General features: G+C 72.7%; 18 protein-coding genes. 8 read left to right on the forward strand and 10 right to left on the reverse strand.

The features are described from left to right. Positions 1–30: 30 nt before the first annotated feature. From GWK15_RS16480 to GWK15_RS16500, 5 genes are all read right to left on the reverse strand, one after another. A complete protein-coding gene (locus tag GWK15_RS16480; RefSeq protein ID WP_168042437.1) occupies positions 31–639 on the reverse strand; it encodes a hypothetical protein in 609 nt (202 codons plus the stop codon). Between the two features lie 309 nt (positions 640–948). Continuing rightward, a complete protein-coding gene (locus tag GWK15_RS16485) occupies positions 949–2,760 on the reverse strand; it encodes an ABC transporter ATP-binding protein/permease (RefSeq protein WP_168042438.1) in 1,812 nt (603 codons plus the stop codon). 97 nt (positions 2,761–2,857) lie between these two features. Next, complete coding sequence (locus GWK15_RS16490) at positions 2,858–3,022, reverse strand: DUF1328 domain-containing protein (RefSeq protein ID WP_168042439.1); 165 nt, start codon at positions 3,020–3,022, stop codon at positions 2,858–2,860. Between the two features lie 124 nt (positions 3,023–3,146). After that, a complete protein-coding gene (locus GWK15_RS16495; protein WP_168042440.1) occupies positions 3,147–3,344 on the reverse strand; it encodes a CsbD family protein in 198 nt (65 codons plus the stop codon). A gap of 226 nt (positions 3,345–3,570) precedes the next feature. After that, positions 3,571–4,290 carry a response regulator gene (locus GWK15_RS16500; RefSeq protein ID WP_168042441.1) on the reverse strand — a complete coding sequence of 240 codons (720 nt, stop codon included), beginning with the start codon at positions 4,288–4,290 and terminating at the stop codon, positions 3,571–3,573. A gap of 89 nt (positions 4,291–4,379) precedes the next feature. On the opposite strand from GWK15_RS16500, the gene GWK15_RS16505 reads away from it, so the two are divergent. The 4 genes from GWK15_RS16505 to GWK15_RS26600 all read left to right on the forward strand — a co-directional run bounded on the left by GWK15_RS16505 (position 4,380) and on the right by GWK15_RS26600 (position 7,606). After that, positions 4,380–4,871, forward strand: coding sequence for a sigma-70 family RNA polymerase sigma factor (locus GWK15_RS16505; protein WP_168042442.1), 492 nt, complete (start codon positions 4,380–4,382; stop codon positions 4,869–4,871). Positions 4,872–5,026: 155 nt separating this feature from the next. Next, positions 5,027–5,677, forward strand: a complete 651-nt coding sequence (locus tag GWK15_RS16510; RefSeq protein ID WP_245211697.1) for a sigma-70 family RNA polymerase sigma factor — start codon at positions 5,027–5,029, stop codon at positions 5,675–5,677. Continuing rightward, a complete protein-coding gene (locus tag GWK15_RS25685) occupies positions 5,664–5,864 on the forward strand; it encodes a hypothetical protein (RefSeq protein WP_209442240.1) in 201 nt (66 codons plus the stop codon). The genes GWK15_RS16510 and GWK15_RS25685 overlap by 14 nt, the downstream gene beginning before the upstream one ends. Next, positions 5,861–7,606, forward strand: coding sequence for a histidine kinase dimerization/phosphoacceptor domain -containing protein (locus GWK15_RS26600; protein ID WP_168042443.1), 1,746 nt, complete (start codon positions 5,861–5,863; stop codon positions 7,604–7,606). Before GWK15_RS25685 ends, GWK15_RS26600 begins: the two co-directional genes overlap by 4 nt. A 9-nt stretch (positions 7,607–7,615) precedes the next feature. Here the strand turns inward: GWK15_RS26600 and GWK15_RS16520 are convergent, their stop codons facing one another. Then, positions 7,616–9,343, reverse strand: coding sequence for an AI-2E family transporter (locus GWK15_RS16520; protein ID WP_168042444.1), 1,728 nt, complete (start codon positions 9,341–9,343; stop codon positions 7,616–7,618). Positions 9,344–9,491: 148 nt separating this feature from the next. On the opposite strand from GWK15_RS16520, the gene GWK15_RS16525 reads away from it, so the two are divergent. Further along, entirely contained in the window at positions 9,492–9,773 is a 282-nt protein-coding gene (locus GWK15_RS16525) for a hypothetical protein (RefSeq protein WP_168042445.1), read from the forward strand. A gap of 2 nt (positions 9,774–9,775) precedes the next feature. After that, on the forward strand, positions 9,776–10,186 hold the full coding sequence (locus GWK15_RS16530; protein WP_168042446.1) for a hypothetical protein: 411 nt from the start codon (positions 9,776–9,778) through the stop codon (positions 10,184–10,186). Between the two features lie 61 nt (positions 10,187–10,247). Here GWK15_RS16530 and GWK15_RS16535 read toward each other — a convergent pair whose 3' ends face one another. The 3 genes from GWK15_RS16535 to GWK15_RS16545 all read right to left on the reverse strand — a co-directional run bounded on the left by GWK15_RS16535 (position 10,248) and on the right by GWK15_RS16545 (position 13,220). Then, positions 10,248–10,415 (reverse strand): hypothetical protein, encoded by a 168-nt coding sequence (locus GWK15_RS16535; RefSeq protein ID WP_168042447.1) that lies wholly within the window; start codon positions 10,413–10,415, stop codon positions 10,248–10,250. 80 nt (positions 10,416–10,495) lie between these two features. Further along, on the reverse strand, positions 10,496–12,082 hold the full coding sequence (locus tag GWK15_RS16540; RefSeq protein WP_209442241.1) for a DHA2 family efflux MFS transporter permease subunit: 1,587 nt from the start codon (positions 12,080–12,082) through the stop codon (positions 10,496–10,498). Further along, a complete protein-coding gene (locus GWK15_RS16545; protein ID WP_168042448.1) occupies positions 12,075–13,220 on the reverse strand; it encodes an HlyD family secretion protein in 1,146 nt (381 codons plus the stop codon). The genes GWK15_RS16540 and GWK15_RS16545 overlap by 8 nt, the downstream gene beginning before the upstream one ends. 176 nt (positions 13,221–13,396) lie before the next feature. Here GWK15_RS16545 and hisD point away from each other — a divergent pair, with 176 nt between their 5' ends. Further along, on the forward strand, positions 13,397–14,704 hold the full coding sequence (gene hisD, locus GWK15_RS16550; RefSeq protein WP_168042449.1) for a histidinol dehydrogenase: 1,308 nt from the start codon (positions 13,397–13,399) through the stop codon (positions 14,702–14,704). Between the two features lie 3 nt (positions 14,705–14,707). Further along, a complete protein-coding gene (locus GWK15_RS16555) occupies positions 14,708–15,472 on the forward strand; it encodes an SDR family NAD(P)-dependent oxidoreductase (RefSeq protein WP_168042450.1) in 765 nt (254 codons plus the stop codon). Between the two features lie 6 nt (positions 15,473–15,478). Here GWK15_RS16555 and GWK15_RS16560 read toward each other — a convergent pair whose 3' ends face one another. Further along, a complete protein-coding gene (locus GWK15_RS16560; RefSeq protein WP_168042451.1) occupies positions 15,479–16,453 on the reverse strand; it encodes a Bug family tripartite tricarboxylate transporter substrate binding protein in 975 nt (324 codons plus the stop codon). Between the last annotated feature and the right edge of the window lie 76 nt (positions 16,454–16,529).

Consider the following 16,529-nt stretch of genomic DNA (forward strand, 5'->3'; position numbering starts at 1 on the left):
ATCGCCGCCCGTATCCGGCTCCCCACGCACTCACACCAGCGCCTCCGCCGCCCCCTTCCGCGGCACGGTCATCGCGCCGGCCCTGCCCATCGCCTCGACTACATAGCCTACCCTCCGCGCCGGCAGCCCAAGGCGCGCGGCCAGCGCGACAGCCAGGCCCTCCGCCTGCTCCCGCGCCAGCGCCGGCGCGCCGGGCGTCCGGAACCAGTCCAGCCTCAGCCTCCGTCCCCCACGCAGCGCCACCGTGTAACCCATCAGCTTCTGGTCGCCTTCGACCGTGCCGTCGCTCACGACGAACCTCGAACGGTAGATCGCCGTCGTCACCGTCACCGCCGAGAAGCGATCGAGGCCGATCCGCCGCGTGAGCGCGATCCCGAGCAGCCGGTGGGTGACGGTCACCCGCCGCTCCTCGGGCGCCAGGCGGACCTCCCGCGTCGTCACGCAGGCGGCGGCGAGGAGCGCGAGCATCGGTCCGACGGCCAGCATCACTTCCGGAGCACCGGCCGACAGCATCGCGACGCCGATGACCACGAAGGCGGCGCCGGTGATGCCGATGCCGATCCAGCCCTCGCCGATCCGCCCGCTTCCGAAGACGAGCGGGGGATCCTCGGAACCCGCCGCCGGCCGCTTTGGTGCCATGCCTTCTCCTCGACCGGCCCGATGGGCGGCGCCTCCGCGTCGACCGAGGCCGGTACGGCAGGACCCTACGCGAGAAACTGTCGCCGATCGCCCGCAGCGACGGACGCCGACAGACCGCAGGCCCGCGGGTTCCGCCCGGCCGGCCACGCCCGCTCCGTGTCGGCTGACCGCCCGATCGCCCGCAGCGCGCCGCGACCTCCTCGATCATCGGCTTGTCGCGATCCGGACCGAGGCACCGAAGCGCCCTGACGGGGTGTGCCCGATCGCCGCTCTCGCCACGCTGGGCCCGCGTATCCGGACGGCGCCCGCTCAGGCCGCCACCCTGCGCCGCCGTTCCAGCGCCCGCTCGCTCACCGCCCGCGGCGGCAGGCGCTGGAAGCGCGCGCCCTCCGCGCTCTTCACCAGCGTCAGGCTGCGGGTGTGGAAGGCCTCCAGCCCCGGCCGGTGGCCGATGGAGATCACCGCAGCCTCGGGCAGTTCCTCGATCACCAGCGTCATCATCGCGTCCTGGTTCGCCTCATCGAGCGCCGAGGTCGCCTCGTCCATGAAGATCCAGCGCGGCCGGTGCAGCAGCAGCCGCGCGAAGGCCAGGCGCTGCTGCTCGCCGAGCGACAGCACGCGGTCCCAGCGCTCCTCTTCCTCGAGCCGGTCGGCCAGCGCCTCGAGCCCCACCTTGCCCAGCGCGGCCTGCACCTCCGCCGGGTCGAAATCCTCGGCCGGGCGCGGGTAGCAGGTCACGCCGGCGAGCGTGCCGAGCGGCAGGTAGGGCCGCTGCGGCAGGAAGGCCATCGCCGCGCGCGGCGGCGTGGCGATGCGCCCGCCACCCCACGGCCAAAGCCCACCGATGGCGCGGAACAACGTCGACTTGCCGGTGCCGGATTCGCCCTTGATCAGCACGCGCTCGCCAGGTGCGACGACGGCCGAGGCGCCGGCGATCACGGTGGTGCCGTCGGCGAAGGCGATCTCGAGCGCGTCGAGCTCCAGCGCCTCCGCCGCACCTTCCTCGATCACGATGGTCGGCTGCGCGGGATCGGCCGCGATGGCGTCGAGGTCGTCCAGCGCGTCCTGGAAGGCGACGAGCCGCGCGACGGCGCCGCGCCATTCGGCGATTCGGGGGAAACTGTCGACGAACCAGTTGAGCGCCGCCTGCACCTGGCCGAAGGCCGCGCCCACCTGCATCAGCACGCCGAGCGACATCGCCCCCGCGAAATAGGCCGGCGCCGCGACCACGGTGGGGAAGATCATGGCAAGCGTTCCGTAGGCGCTGGTCAGCCACATCAGGTTGCGCTGGCTGCGCATCAGCGCGTGCATCGCCTCCCGCACCCGCCCGAACAGCAGGCCGAGGCCGCGCCGCTCGTCCGGCTCGCCGCGGATCAGGGCGATGCTCTCGCCGCTTTCGCGCGCGCGGGTCAGGCCGAAGCGGAAATCGGCCTCGGCGGTGGTGCGGCGGACATTGATGCCGACCATCGGCCGGCCGACCAGCCAGGTCGCGGCGGACCCGAGCGCGGCATAGAGCACCGCCGCCCAGACCATGTAGCCCGGTACCTCCACCGCATGGCCTGCCAGGGTGACGGCGAGCGGCCCCGACAGCGCCCACAGGATGCCGACGAAGGCGACCAGCGTGCTGACGGAGATCAGCAGGCCGACGCTGAACTCGATGGCGAGCTCGGTCGCGACGCGCACATCCTCGGCGATGCGCTGGTCGGGGTTGTCGGCCTCGGCGGCGCCGGCTTCGAGCTGGTAGTGCCGCGCCTCGCGCATCCAGGCCTCGGTCAGGCGCCCGGTGAGCCACTCCCGCCAGCCCAGCTGCAGCAATTGCTTGAGGTAGAGTTGGTAGACCGCGGCCGACATCGACGCCGCGGCGAGCAGCAGGAAGACCTGGATCTGCGTGCGGAAGGCCGCGGCGTCGCGGTGTTCCAGCGCATTGAAGAAGTCGCGGTTCCAGGTGTTGAAGCGGATCTGGATCGCCACCTGCACCAGCGTCAGCAGCACCACGCCCGCGAGCAGCCACCGCGCATGCCCGCGATCGGGCGCGGCGAGCCAGGCGCGCGCCCATCTCGCGAAGCCCCGCAGGTCCGGGGTGGACGGCCGCGGGGCGGGGGTGGGGTCGGGCTGTGTCATCGCGCTCGGCACCGCGGTGGCGGGCGCTGCGGCGCCGGCCCCGCCGGGATGGGGGTGGATCGGTCGGGACCGGCGCCTGCCGGATGCGGGGCGGGCGTCAGCCCGCGAAGCCGCGTCCGGCAACGATCGAGACGAGGAACAGCACCAGGAAGATGACGAAGAGCACCTTCGCGATGCCGCTCGCCGTCGACGCGATGCCGCCGAAGCCGAGCACGCCGGCGACCAGCGCGACGACCAGGAAGATCAGGGTCCAGTAGAGCATCGGGGTCCTCCGTTTCTCCGTGCCTGATCAACGCGGCTGTGGCGCGCGGGTTGCCTCGACAGCGAAACGCCGCCGGGATTGCTCCCGGCGGCGTCGTGCCTCCGCGCGCGATGCGCCCGTCGCGTCAGAGTGCGCGCTCCCAGTCACGCACCTGCTCCTCCGCCTTGTCCTTGGCGATCCCGTAGCGTTCCTGGATGCGGCCGATGAGCTGGTCGCGCTTGCCCTCGACGACGGCGATGTCGTCGTCGGTCAGCTTGCCCCACTGCTCCTTCACCTTGCCGGTGATCTGCTTCCAGTTGCCGGCGATGCGGTCGCTGTTCATGGCGTTCTCCCGCACGCGATGCGCGACGCCGGGGTGGCGCCGCCTCCGAAGGAAGAACGCTCCGGTGATGGCGGGGTTGCCCTCAGAGGCCGTCCGGGAATGCCGGCACCGGCCCGCTCCCCCACCCGGCCACCCAACGACAGTATCCTGGATGGGTGGCCGGGTGGGGGTGCGGGCCGGTGCCGGACTGCGGAATGCGCCGCACGGCGCATTCGCGAACCGTCTCTCAGAGCCCCGGCGCGCGGCCCTGGTGCACCGCCTGGTAGACGGCGATGGCGAGCGCCAGAGGCTCGAAGGGCTTGCTCACGACGAAGGCGGGCTCGACGCCCTCTGCGGTCAGCAGGCGCTCGGGATAGGCGGTGACGAAGATGACGGGCACGTCCATCGCGCTCTGGATGCGCGCGACCGCCGCGCTGCCGTCCCCGCCGCGGCCGAGGTTGATGTCCGCGAGGATCAGCCCCGGGCGCATCGCCGTCGCCTTGCGCACCGCGTCGGCCTCGGTCGCCGCGATGCCGACGACGCGATGGCCGCAGGCCTCGACCAGACGCCGCAGGTCGAGCGCGATGATGGGCTCGTCCTCGATCACCAGGATCTCGGTCGAGGCGACGCCGCGCAGCGCGTCGCGTCCGGCCTGGAGCTCGGCGGCCGCTTCCTCCGGCGCGAGGTCGAGCACCGCGCCGGCATCCTCTACCGCCAGGTCCTCGAGCGCGGTCAGCAGCAGCATGTGCCGTTGAGTGGCGGCGAGGCCCACCCCGCCCGCCTGGCCCGGCGCCGCGCGGGCGACGGCGGCATAGAGTGCCAGGCGCGGCGGCAGGTCGGGCAGCGGCGCGCGCAGGGCGGCGGCCACCAGCGCGTCGCCGCGGTCGCGGTCGCCGGTCGCCGCGCGGGCGAAGCGGCGCGCATAGGGCAGGGCGCGGAGCAACTCGGCCTGGGGGGCTGCGTTCATCTTGGCACCTGTGATGCGAAGTCCATTATGCGATCCATGGGAATGCCACGTGGCGTGCACGTCCGGCCAGCCTGTCGCGGGGCCTTGGCGTGACGCCCGGCGGGGCGGAATTCCGCGCGGCGCTCGCCGCGCTGACGCCACAGCTGCGCGGCTTCGCGCGCTTCTTGGCACGCGATGCGGCGCGGGCGGACGACCTGGTGCAGGACGCGCTGCTGCGCGCGCTGGAACATGCGGCGTCCTGGCAGGAGGGGACGGAGCTCCGCGCCTGGATCTTCCGCATCCTGCGCAACGCCTTCCTGGATGAGGAACGGCGGCGCGGGACCGAGCGGCGGGGCCTCGCCGCCATGCCCGCGCCCGAGGCGCCGGCCCCGGCCCAGACGGCGGCGGCCGACCTCGGGGACCTGGCCCGTGGCCTGTCGGACCTGCCGGCGCCGCAGCGGGAGGCGCTGCTGCTTGTCGCCGCGCTCGGCTTCGAGGTCGCGGAGGCGGCGGCAATCACCGGGGTTCCGGCTGGCACGGTGAAGGCGCGCCTGTCCCGCGCGCGCGCCAGCCTGGCGCGGCGCTTCGGTCCGCGGGCCTGACGGCGCGGGGCTGGGGGATTCCGGCGCGGGAAGGACTCCATGCGCGTGGAACGGTGTGGCCGGGTAGGAGTTGCATGCGTATATAGCAATTCAGATATGCGCAAACTGCATCGATCCAATTGCAACCTCCCGCCGCCTCCATCCGTTGTCCGGGCATGACGATGGTCAGCGACAGTGCGGCCCAGCCGGTGGCGAACGCGCCGGTGCAGGGCTTCCACGAGGAGCTGGTGGCGCTCCTCCCGAAATTGCGGGTCCAGGCCCTGTCCCTGACCCGCAACAGGGCGGATGCGGACGACCTCGTGCAGGCGGCGCTCGCCAATGCCCTGGCGGCGCAGCACAGCTTCACCCCGGGCACCAACCTCGGCGCCTGGATGTATCGCATCCTGCGCAACCGCTTTATCTCGGACCGCCGCCGCCTGCGCGAGACGGTCGACATCGACGACACGCCGGCCGAGGCCTTCGCCCGCCCCGGTGGCCAGGAGGACAGCCTGGCGCTCCGCGAACTGCGCGTGGAACTCGCCCGCCTGCCGGCCGACCAGCGCACGGCGCTCATCATGGTGACGGTCCAGGGCATGTCCTACGAGGAGGTCGCCGCGGCCATGGGTTGCGCCGTCGGCACCGCGAAATGCCGCGTCTTCCGTGCCCGGCGCACGCTGGAGGCCCGCCTGATGGGTGAGGAGCCGGCCGCCGCGCCGCGCCCCGCGCGCCGTCCCGGCGCTGGCGCCGCCATCGCCGCGCCGCGTAGCATGCGCGGGGTGGAGGACGGGCGGCTTGCCGCTGCCGCAGGACGCGATGGATTCATCTGACGAGGAGAAGCCGGCGGTGCCGCCGCGTGGCCGCGCGCGTCGGGCCGGGGGGAACAAGCCCTCCGTGCCCGACGCCGCCTTCGACATCTGGCTGCGGCGCGGGCTGCATCAGATGTTCGACGACGTCGCGCGCGAACCCATCCCGCCCGAGCTGCTCCGCCTGATCGAGGAGGATCGCAAGAAGTGACCGGCGGCGAAGAGCCGCCGACGCCGTCGCGCCCGCGTGCCGTCTTCGGCGGGGTGCGCGGCCGCCTCCTGGCCCTCGCGACCGCCGCGACCATTCCGATCGCCGGTATCGCCGGCAGCAATGCCTGGACCGCCTACCAGGCCGCCCTCGCCCAAGGGCCGCGCAACGCGATGATCCTGCGGGAGGTCGCCGTCGCCCGCCACGGCGCCGCCATGGAAGCGCTGCGCGAGGTGGTCACCGGCCTCGCCCAGCGCGGCAACCTCCTCGACATCGCGCCCGAGGCCTGCGACGCGCAGCTCGCTCGCCTGCGCGCCCTGACGCCCGAGCGTTATTCCAATTTCTGGGTGCTCGACCCCGAGGGAAGGCTCGTCTGCAGCGGCCTGCCGGCGCCGCGGGGGGAAAGCTACGCGCAGCTCGACTACGTCCCCGCGGTCCAGCGCAGCCATGCCTTCGAGTTCGGCGAATTCACCATTGGCGTGCTGTCGCAGCGCGCGGTGCTGCCGGGCGTCGCGCCCATCCTGGGGCCCGGCGACGCGCTGCGCGGCATGGTGGGCGGCAGCCTCTTCCTCGGCTTCTTCCTGCGCTCCGACCGCGGCACGCAGGTCGCCGGCCAGCACAGCGTCTGGCTGATCGACCAGGACGGATCCGTGCTGCCCTTCGGTTCCGCGTTGTCCGGCGCGCTGCCGCCGCCCGACATCCTCGCGCGCATCGGCCGCCGCGGGGAGGAGGAGATGCAGGGTCGCGCGCGCGACGGCACCGACCACGCCTGGTCGGCGCAGGAGCTGGAACCCGGACTGCGCCTGCTGGTCGGCCTGCCGGTGGAAACGGAAGTCGCCGCCGCCCGCGCCGCGCTGCTGCGGCGGCTGCTCGAACTCGGCGTGTTTCTCGCCGGCTGCCTCGGCGCGATCGTCGTGGGCGTCGAGGTCGCGGTCTCGCGCCCGCTGCGCCGCCTGGCCGCGCGGGTGCGGGGCTGGGCGCCGGGCAGCCCGCTCGCACCCGACCCCAAGGCGACGGGACCGACCGAGGTGCGCGACCTCGACCGTGCCCTCGGCGCCGCCGCCGCGGCGCTGACCGAGCGCGAGGAGGCGCTGACCGGCGCGCTGCGTCAGCGCGACCTGCTGATGGCCGAGATCCATCACCGGGTGAAGAACAACCTGCAGATCGTCGCCTCGCTGCTGAACCTGCAGGCGGGGCGGCTGCGCAGCCCGGCAGCGCAGGCGGAATTCGCCGTGGCGCGCGACCGCGTGCAGGCGCTCGCGACGCTGCACCGCCATCTTTATCTCCATCATTCCTTCGAGCGCATCTCGCTGCGCCCCTTCCTCGAGGAACTCTCGCGCCAGCTCGGCGACGCGCTGGGCAGCGGGGCCGACAGCGGCATCGCGATCCGCATCGCGGCGGAGGACATCGAGCTCAGTTCCGACCAGGCCATCTCGCTCGCGCTGCTGATCACGGAATCGGTCGGCAACGCGATGCGCTACGCCTTCCCCGACGGGCTGGGCGGGACCATCGACATCTCCCTCGCGGTGCAGGGCGACGAGGTGTTGCTCGTCATCTGCGACGACGGCGTCGGCCTCGGCGGCACCGAGCCGAACGGGGACGGCCTCGGGTTGCAGTTGATCGAGGGTTTCGCCGCGCATCTCGGCGGCAGCGCCGAGATCGCGGGTGAGCACGGCACCCGCATCGCCGTGCGCTTCCCGATCCATCACCGTAGCCTCGAGGACACGCTGCGCGGCGCGGCCTGAGGCCGCCGGTCAGGCCGGCGCAGGCAGGCCCTCGGGCGGCGCGGTCGCGGCCTCCGCCGCGACCTGACGGCGCGGGTGCTCGAGCCGCGCGGCGATCGCCTCGATGCTGCGCGATACGCTGCCGGGCCGGCCGGTGGCGAGCTGCAGCGCGGCGGGCTCCTCGGGTGCGAAGCCGGCGATGGCGGCGGCTTCGCGCCCGGCATGGGCGAACACACGCCGCAGCCGTGCCGCCGAAACGGGCAGGGAGGCACAGACGATGGCAAGCTCCGCCTGTTCGCCCGGCGCGGCGATGTGCCAGCCTGCCTCGATCGCGAGGGCGGTGACGAGGCCCACCAGCGCACGGTCCGCCGCGCCGGCGACCGGCAAGATGCGTACGGCCCGCGCATCGTCGCTGGGTGCCGGCTCTTCCGCGAGGCTGGTCGCGAGCGTCGCGAGCCCGTCCCCGATGCGGTCCGCCGCCGCGGGACCGAGCGCGCCCGCGGCACGATCCACGGCAAGGGCGAGGGCGGCCGGCATCACCAGCTCGCGCAGCGTCGCCGCCGTGCCCTGTTCCTCCTGCCGCGTCTCGGCAATCTGCTGCGCGCCCTCCGGGTCGCCGGCGAGGAAGCGCTGGTAGAAGCGCAGCGGCGCGGGCAGCGCCTCCCCATTGCCGAGCAGGATCTCGAGGAAGCCGAGAGTGGGGACGTGGCGGCCGAGGATGGCGAGGCACGCCGTGATCGGAGGCGCGAGCAGCAGCCCGATTGGCCCCCAGAGCACCGTCCACACCGCCGAGGAGACCAGCAGCGCGAGCGGGGAGATGCCGGTCGAGCGGCCGTAGATCAGCGGCTCGAGCACATGCGTCACGACGCCGTCGACGACGGCGAAGAGCAGCAGCACCAGCAGTGGCTCGGTCCAGCCTTCTCCGGTGACGAAGGCGACCATCAGAGGCAGCGCCGCCGCGATCCAGGCGCCGAGGAAGGGGATGAAGCGCAGCATGAAGCCGAGCACACCCCAGAGTGGCGCGTTCGGTACGCCGATCACCGCGAGCCCTGCGCCCATGCCGACGCCGAAGACCGCGTTCAGCAGCATCTGCATCAGCAGGTAGCGACCGACGCGCTCGGTCGCGTCCGCAAGGGCGCGTGTCGTGCGATGGATGTCGTTGAGGCCCGCGAGGCGCAGGAAGCGGTCGCGCACGTCCTCCCGCTGCATCAGAAGGTAGGCCATCAGCAGCAGCGAGATGGCGAGCGAGGACAGCGGGCCGGCCGCCATGGCGGCGAGGCCGAGCAGCGCCTCGAGATTGCTCGGGCCCGCGGAGGCGAGCGCGACCGGCGCCGCGGTGGGCGCGACACCGCCGCTGCCAAGCTCCTCGGAGAGGCGCCGCAGCGTGCCCATCGCCCGGTCGAGCGCGCCCGAGCCTTCCGACAGCGTATGCAGCTTGCGCGTCAGGCTCGCTTCCCAGTTCGACAGGTCGGCCGCGAGGTTCAGCACCTGCGAGGTGACGAGCAGCGCGCCCCCGGCGATGACGCCGAGCGCGACAATCAGCAGCAGCAGCACCGCGAGCGGCCGCGGCAGGCCGAGGCGCTGCAGCGCGCGGGCGGGCGGCACCAGCACCACCGAGAGCAGCAGCGCGAGCGCCATCGGGATGAAGACGTCGCGACCGAGATGCAGCGCCGCCAGCACCATCAGCGCCGCGATAACCCAGAGCGGGCCGGCGCTGGATCGTCCCTCACGAGTGGTCGTCTCGACATCAGCGGTCACGGCCGCCTCCCATCCGTTCACGCAAAGGGGAACGCTGGCGGTGGGCTCCGGTTGCGGGGAGGCGCAACTACCGCCGCTGCCGTTCGTTGACATCGCATGGGCGCGGTGGGTTCCGCCTGCCGCCCCGATCCGAGAAGGAGACAGATCGATGCGTGCGAAGGTCGAGACCAACGAGACCCCGACCCCGACCCCGACCCTGACCGAGGCCGCCGCCGCCGAGCTCGCCGTGTTGCGCGAGAAGGTGGACGCGCTGGTGCGCGAACACCTCACGCCGGCTGTCGATGGCGTCGGCGATCGCGCAGCGGAAGCCCGCGACGCGCTGCGCGCCGGGGCCGACGGCATCGCCGAGCGGGTGCGCGAACAGCCCTTCGTTGCGCTAGGCGCGGCGGCGATGGTCGGCATCGCCCTCGGCGTGCTGCTGCGGCGCTGACCATGGGCCCGCTGCGCCTGCTCGGCGTCGCGGCGGAGGCGGAGGGGCTGCGCCTCCGCCGCAGCTGCGGCCTGGCCGCCCGTCGGGCCGGCTGGCTCGGCGGTGCGGCAGTGTTCGGCGTCGCCGCGCTCGCCCTGGCTCATGTCGCGGCGGTGGAGCTGATGCTGCCGCACCTGGGCCTGGCAGGCGCCTGCGGCGTCATGGCGCTGGCGGACCTGGTGCTGGCCGGCATGCTGGTGCTGGTCGCGCGGCAGCTGCGCGATCCTGTGATGGACGAGGCGCTGCTGCTACGCCGGGCAAGCCTCGCCGCCGCCGCGAGCAACAATGCGCTGCTGTCGGGTGGTGCGAGCGCGGTGCCGATGCTGGGCGCCATCGCCGGGACCGTGCTCGTGGAATGGATGCGCCGCCGCTGAGCGGCGGGCAGTGAGTCGAAAGGCCCGAGGAGGTGGCTCCCCGGGCCTTTTCATCGTGTGGTCAGACGGCCTCCGGATCCTCGAGCATGGCGGTGCACCATTGGCCTGCCGGATCGCGGTAGACGACCCACCAGGGATCGCGCGGATCCTCCGGCGCGATGGCGAATCGGGCCAGGCAACGGCCGCAGGCCGTGCGCACGGAGAGCGGGACGGGAAAGACGCGGATCATGCCGGGGCCTCCTATGTTCGCGGCACTCCTGGGGCGAACGCGTGGCCAGAGCGCGGGTTGCGTCGCCTCACGGCAACGTGTCAGGCGCCGGGGCGCCGCCGCATGATCGCGACCGGCACCAGCGCCGCGAGGCAGCCCAGCGCGACCGCGAGGAAGGTGTCGCGGAAGGCGAGCATGCTCGCCTGCTGCAGCACCACCTGGCCGAGATAGTCCTGCGCCATCGCCTGGCGGGTCCATTCGTCCATGCCGCCCTCGGCGAGCAGGCGTTCGACCTCCCGCAGCACGCTGCGCGTCGCCGCCCGGCCTTCCTGGGTGGCGTTGAGCGCCTGGGCGTGGAACTGGGTGCGGCGCTCGAGCAGAATGGACAGCAGGTTCACCCCGATCGCCCCGCCGAACTGGCGCGCGAAGTTGACCGCGCCCGACCCTTGCCCAACCCAGCGCGGCGGCAAGGCGCGCAGCGCCCCCGCATTCATCGACGGCATGGCGAGTCCGAAGCCGATGCGCCCGACCAGGATCCAGATCGCGAAGGTCCAGAAGGCGGTGTTGGTGTCCACGCCGGTCATCAGCCAGGTCGACAGCGCAAACAGCGTCAGCCCGATCCCGATCGGCAGCCAGGGCGGCAGCCGGTCCGCGAGGCGCCCTGCGATCGGGAAGACCAGCACCATGGCGAGGCCCGCCGGCATCAGCAGCAACCCCGCGCGCGTCGGCGTATAGCCCTGCACCGTCTGCACGAAGAGCGGCGCGAGATAGGTCGACCCGAACAGCCCCGCGCCATAGACCAGGCCCACCGCTGCCGAGCAGGCGAAGCCGCGCACCGCGAACAGGCGCGGGTTCAGCATCGGCGCGTCGGTGTGCAGTTCCCACAGCACGAAGCCGATCGCGGCCGCCGCGGCGATCGAGAGCTCGACCACGACGCGGTCGGATTCCCACCCCTCGCGCTGGCCGCTCGACAGGCCGGTGAGCAAGGCCAGCAGCGCGATGACCAGCAGCGCGAAGCCTGGCCCGTCGAAGCGCCGCCGCGCGCCGGTATCCGCTGGTCCCGGCATGAAGATCAGGCCGAGCACCAGGCCGAGCAGCGCCGCCGGAATGCCGAGGAAGAACACTGACCGCCAGCCGAAATTGTCGACGATCAGCCCGCCCAGTGTCGGCCCCAGCGCCGGCGCCAGCACCACGCCCACGGCATAGAGCCCCATCGCCGAGCCGCGCCGTTCCGCCGGGAAGACCTGGAAGATGATCTGCATCCCCAGCGGCTGGACCATCCCCGCCGACGCGCCCTGCAGCACGCGGCCGGCGATCAGCACGCCTTCGTTCGGCGCGGCGCCCGAGACGACGGAACCGGCGATGAACATCACCAGAGCGGCGGCATAGGTCAGGCGGCATCCGAAGGTGTCGACCAGCCAGCCGTTCAGCAGCATCGTGCCCGTCACCGCGGCGAGGAAGGCCGTCGCGATCAGCTGCGCATGGTCCTGGCCGATGCCGAAGGCGCCCATCACCTGCGGCAGCGCTACGTTGACGATGGTCGCCGAGAGGATCGTCGCGACGGTGCCGATCATCGCCGCGAAGGTCACCAGCACGCGGTAGGGCGCGCCCCAGCGGGCCTGTAGTTCCTCGATGCCCGGCCCGGCCCAGGCACGCCGCGACGGGCCGCCGAGTGCGGCCTCACTCACGCGCGGCGGCCTCGACCTCGACCATCATGCCGGGGCGTAGCAGCCCGTCCGAGGCGCCGGTGGGCAGGGCGATGCGCACCGGCAGGCGCTGGGTGATCTTGGTGAAGTTGCCCGAGGGGTTGGGACTCGGCAGCAGGGCGAATTCGCTGGTCGCGGCGGCGCCGACGCGCTCGACCGTGCCCTCGAAGGTGCGGCCGGGATAGGCATCGACGCGCAGGCGGACCGTCGCGCCGGGGCGGAAGAAGCGGATCTCCGTCTCCTTCACATTGGCCTCGACGCGCACCCGGGCGGGGTCGTGGACCAGCAGCAGGCGCTGGCCGGGGGTTACGTATTCGCCGGGATCGACGAAGACGCGGTCCACCACGCCGTCGAAGGGCATCAGCAGCGTGCGGTCGCGGATCTCGAGGGCGATGCGCTCGCGCTGCGCCGTCAGTTCGCGGATCTGCGGCTCGGTTGCGTCGAGCTGGCGGTGCAGGACGGTCAGTTCCTCCCGCGCCGCGCCGGCGTTCGCGAGTTGCGCCTCGACGTTGCGGATCTCGGCGGCGACGGCGAGGACGCGCTGCGTCGCGGTCTCCAGTTGGGCGCGCGTCTGCTCGTGGCGCTGGCGCGTGCCGCTGCCGGTGCCCATCAGCTGCACGGCGCGGGCGAATTCCCCTTCGGCATAGATGCGCTCGGCCTCGGCCGCGGGGAGCTGCGCGCGGGCGGCCTCGAGCCTGGCGCGCTGGGCGTCCTCCTGGCTGCCGGTCTGGCGGTCGACCATGGCGAGGCGGGCTTCCAGTTCCGCGCGCCGGGCAGCGATGCCGGCGAGGCGCGCCTCGGTCTCGCGCAGGGCGATCTCGGCCTCCCGGCTGTCGAGGCGGAGCAGCACGCCGCCCTGGCGGACCGTGTCGCCGGCGATGATGTCCAGCTCGGTGATCCAGCCAGGCAGGCGGCTCGACAGCGTGACCATGTCCGCGGCGATGCGCGCGTCGTCGACGAAGACGGTGGTGAACTGCCGGTGCAGCCAGGTCGTCCCGCCGGCGAGCACGGCGAGGATCGCGGTCAGCGCGGCGGCGATGCGAAGGCGGCGCCGTACCGTGCGGCGGGCGGTGATGGCCGGCTGCTCGCGCAGCGGCGCGCTAGAGGGGCCGGCGTCCATGCCGTCGTGCCTGGCGCGCAGCGCGCCCGCCTGCCGCCCTCGTGCCGCCCCACCATCGGGTCCGATCGCACATGGGGCGATGTTAGGCTGCCGCGGGAGTCCCGACCAGGGGCCGCGGCGGTTGACAGGCGCCCCCCGCCCGCTACGCCTTTGCCGCAACGCAGCAGGAGGACGCCATGGCTCGCCATCTGAAGAAGGGCCGCGACGCGGAAGCCCGCGCCGAGGACGACGCGAAGGTTCGCGCGACGGTCGAGGGAATCCTCGCCGACATCGCGGCCCGCGGCGATGCTGCGGTGCGGGAGATGTCGATCCGGTTCGACAAGTGGGACCGCACGGATTTCCGCCTGACCGATGCCGAGATCAAGGACTGCCTGTCGCAGCTCTCGGCGCGCGACCTGGACGACATCCGCTTCGCGCAGGAGCAGGTGCGCAACTTCGCGCAGCACCAGAAGGACGCGCTGCGCGACATCGAGGTCGAGACCCTGCCGGGCGTGGTGCTCGGCCACAAGAACATCCCGGTGAACTCGGTCGGCTGCTACGTGCCGGGCGGGAAGTATCCGCTGCTGGCGTCCGCGCACATGTCGGTGGTCACGGCGAAGGTCGCGGGCTGCAAGCGCATCGTCACCTGCGCGCCGCCCTTCGAGGGCAAGCCCGCGCCGGCGATCGTGGCCGCGCAGCACCTGGCGGGTGCCGACGTGATCTACTGCCTCGGCGGGATCCAGGCGGTCGGCGCGATGGCGCTCGGCACGCAGACCATCGATCCGGTCGACATGCTGGTCGGGCCCGGCAATGCCTTCGTCGCGGAGGCCAAGCGGCAGTTGTTCGGCCGTGTCGGCATCGACCTTTTCGCCGGGCCGACCGAGACGCTGGTGATCGCCGACGAGACGGTGGATGGCGAGCTCTGCGCCACCGACCTGCTCGGCCAGGCGGAGCATGGGCCGAACTCGCCCGCCATCCTGCTGACCAATTCCGAGAAGCTGGCGCGGGAGACGATGGCCGAGGTCGAGCGCCTGCTGACCATCCTGCCGACCGCCGGCATCGCCCGGAAGGCCTGGGAGGACTACGGCGAGGTCATCGTCTGCGACAGCGAGGAGGAGATGGTGCGCGAGGCCGACCGCATCGCCTCGGAGCATGTCCAGGTCATGACGCGCGACCCGGACTACTTCCTTGCCAACATGACCAACTACGGCGCGCTGTTCCTCGGGCCGCGCACCAATGTCTCCTACGGGGACAAGGTGATCGGCACCAACCACACCCTGCCGACCAAGAAGGCCGCGCGCTACACGGGTGGGCTCTGGGTCGGGAAGTTCCTCAAGACCGTCACCTACCAGCGCGTGCTGACGGACGAGGCGGCGACGATGATCGGCGAATACTGCTCGCGCCTCTGCATGCTCGAGGGCTTCGCGGGGCATGCCGAGCAGGCGAACATCCGGGTGCGCCGCTATGGCGGGCGCAACATCCCCTACGCGACCGCGGCGGACTGAGCGATGGATCTGCCGAGGACGCCGTCCTTCCGACTGGACGGCAAGCGGGCGCTAGTCTCCGGTGCGGGACGCGGCATCGGTCTCGCCGCGGCCGCGGCGCTGGCGGATGCGGGGGCGCGTGTGACGCTGCTCTCCCGCACGGCGCGCGAGATCGAGGAGGCCGCGGATGCGATCCGCGCCCGCGGCGGCGCGGCTGACACGCTGGTGCTCGACGTGCTGGATGCGGAAGCCGCTGCGCGCGCCATCGCAGCGGCCGAGCCTTTCGAGGTGCTGGTCAACAACGCCGGCACCAATCGCCCGAAGCCCTTCGCCGACGTCACGCATGACGATTTCGACGCGGTGATGGACCTCAATGTGCGCGCGGCGTTCTTCCTCGCCCAGGCCGTTGCGAAGCGGCTGCTGGCGGCGGGGCGTGGCGGGTCGATCATCAACGTCTCGTCCCAGATGGGCCATGTCGGTGCGGCGAACCGCACCATCTACTGCGCCTCGAAATGGGCGATCGAGGGGCTGACCAAGGCGATGGCGGTGGAACTCGCCCCGCACGGCGTCCGGGTGAACACCCTCGGCCCGACCTTCATCGAGACGCCGCTGACCAGGCCCTTCTTCGAGGACGCCGCCTTCAAGGCGAGCGTGCTGACCAAGATCAAGCTCGGCCGCATCGGCCAGGTCGAGGATTTGATGGGCGCGATCCTGTTCCTGGCGAGCGATGCCTCGGCGCTGATGACCGGGTCCGCGCTGGTGGTGGACGGCGGCTGGACGGCAGACTGAGCCTCGTCAGGACGGGCGCAGACCCGCGAGTTGCGCTGCGCGGCGGGCATTCGCCAGTTCCTGGCTCAGGAAGGCGGCGAAGCCCTCGGGCGTGCGCTGCGCCGGGGCGCCGGGGATGGCGCCGACCTCGGCGATGCGGGAGACCACCGCGGGCTCCTGCAGCGTCGCGCGGAAGGCGGTGCTCAGCGCCGTCGTGACCTCCGCCGGCACGCCCGCCGGGGCCAGCAGGCCGCCATAGCTGCCGGCGGTGAAGCCGGGCAGGCCGGCCTCGATGAAGGTCTGAACGTTCGGGATGACGGACGAGCGCTCCATCGTCGCGATGCCGATGATGGGCGCCGTGCCGTCGCGATGCTGCGGCAGGGCAGAGGGCAGTTCCACCATTCCCGCATCGACCGTGCCGGTGATGAGGTCCGGGATCATCGCGCTGCCGCCGCGATAGGGCACATGCGTCGCGCGGACATTCGCGCCCGCCATCAGCAGTTCGAGTGCCAGATGCGCCGCGCTGCCGCTGCCCGGCGTGCCGACCGTGATCGCGCCGGGCCGCGCGCGCATCAGGGCGATCAGCTCGGTCAGCGATCGCGCCTGCGTGCGGGCGCTGACCTGGCAGATCATTGGCAGGATGCCGACCAGGCCGATCGGGCGGAAGTCGCGCTCCACGTCGTAGCCGAGATTCGCCTGCAGCACCGGGTTCGCGGTCAGCGGGCCACCGGCGCCGAACAGCAGCGTGTAGCCATCAGGCGCCGCCTTCGCGACGAGTTCTGCGCCGACGCTGCCACCCGCGCCGGTGCGGTTCTCGATGACCATCGGCCGGCCGAGCCGCTCGGCCATCGGGGTGGCGAGGATCCGCGCAAGGATGTCGGTGTTGCCGCCGGCGGCGAAGGGGACGATCACACGGATCGGCCGGTCGGGATAGGCGGCCAGCGCAGGGCGGTGCAGCGCGGCAAGGGCCGGCGCGGCGAGCAGCAGGCGGCGTGACAGCATGCGAACCATCCTCCCGTCGGCACTGGCGGCCGTTGCGGGAAGCCTTGCATCCGTAAGCGACCGCGGCAAGGCCGCG

It is taken from the genome of Neoroseomonas oryzicola, assembly GCF_012163135.1.
GTDB classification, from domain to species: Bacteria; Pseudomonadota; Alphaproteobacteria; order Acetobacterales; family Acetobacteraceae; genus Neoroseomonas; species Neoroseomonas oryzicola.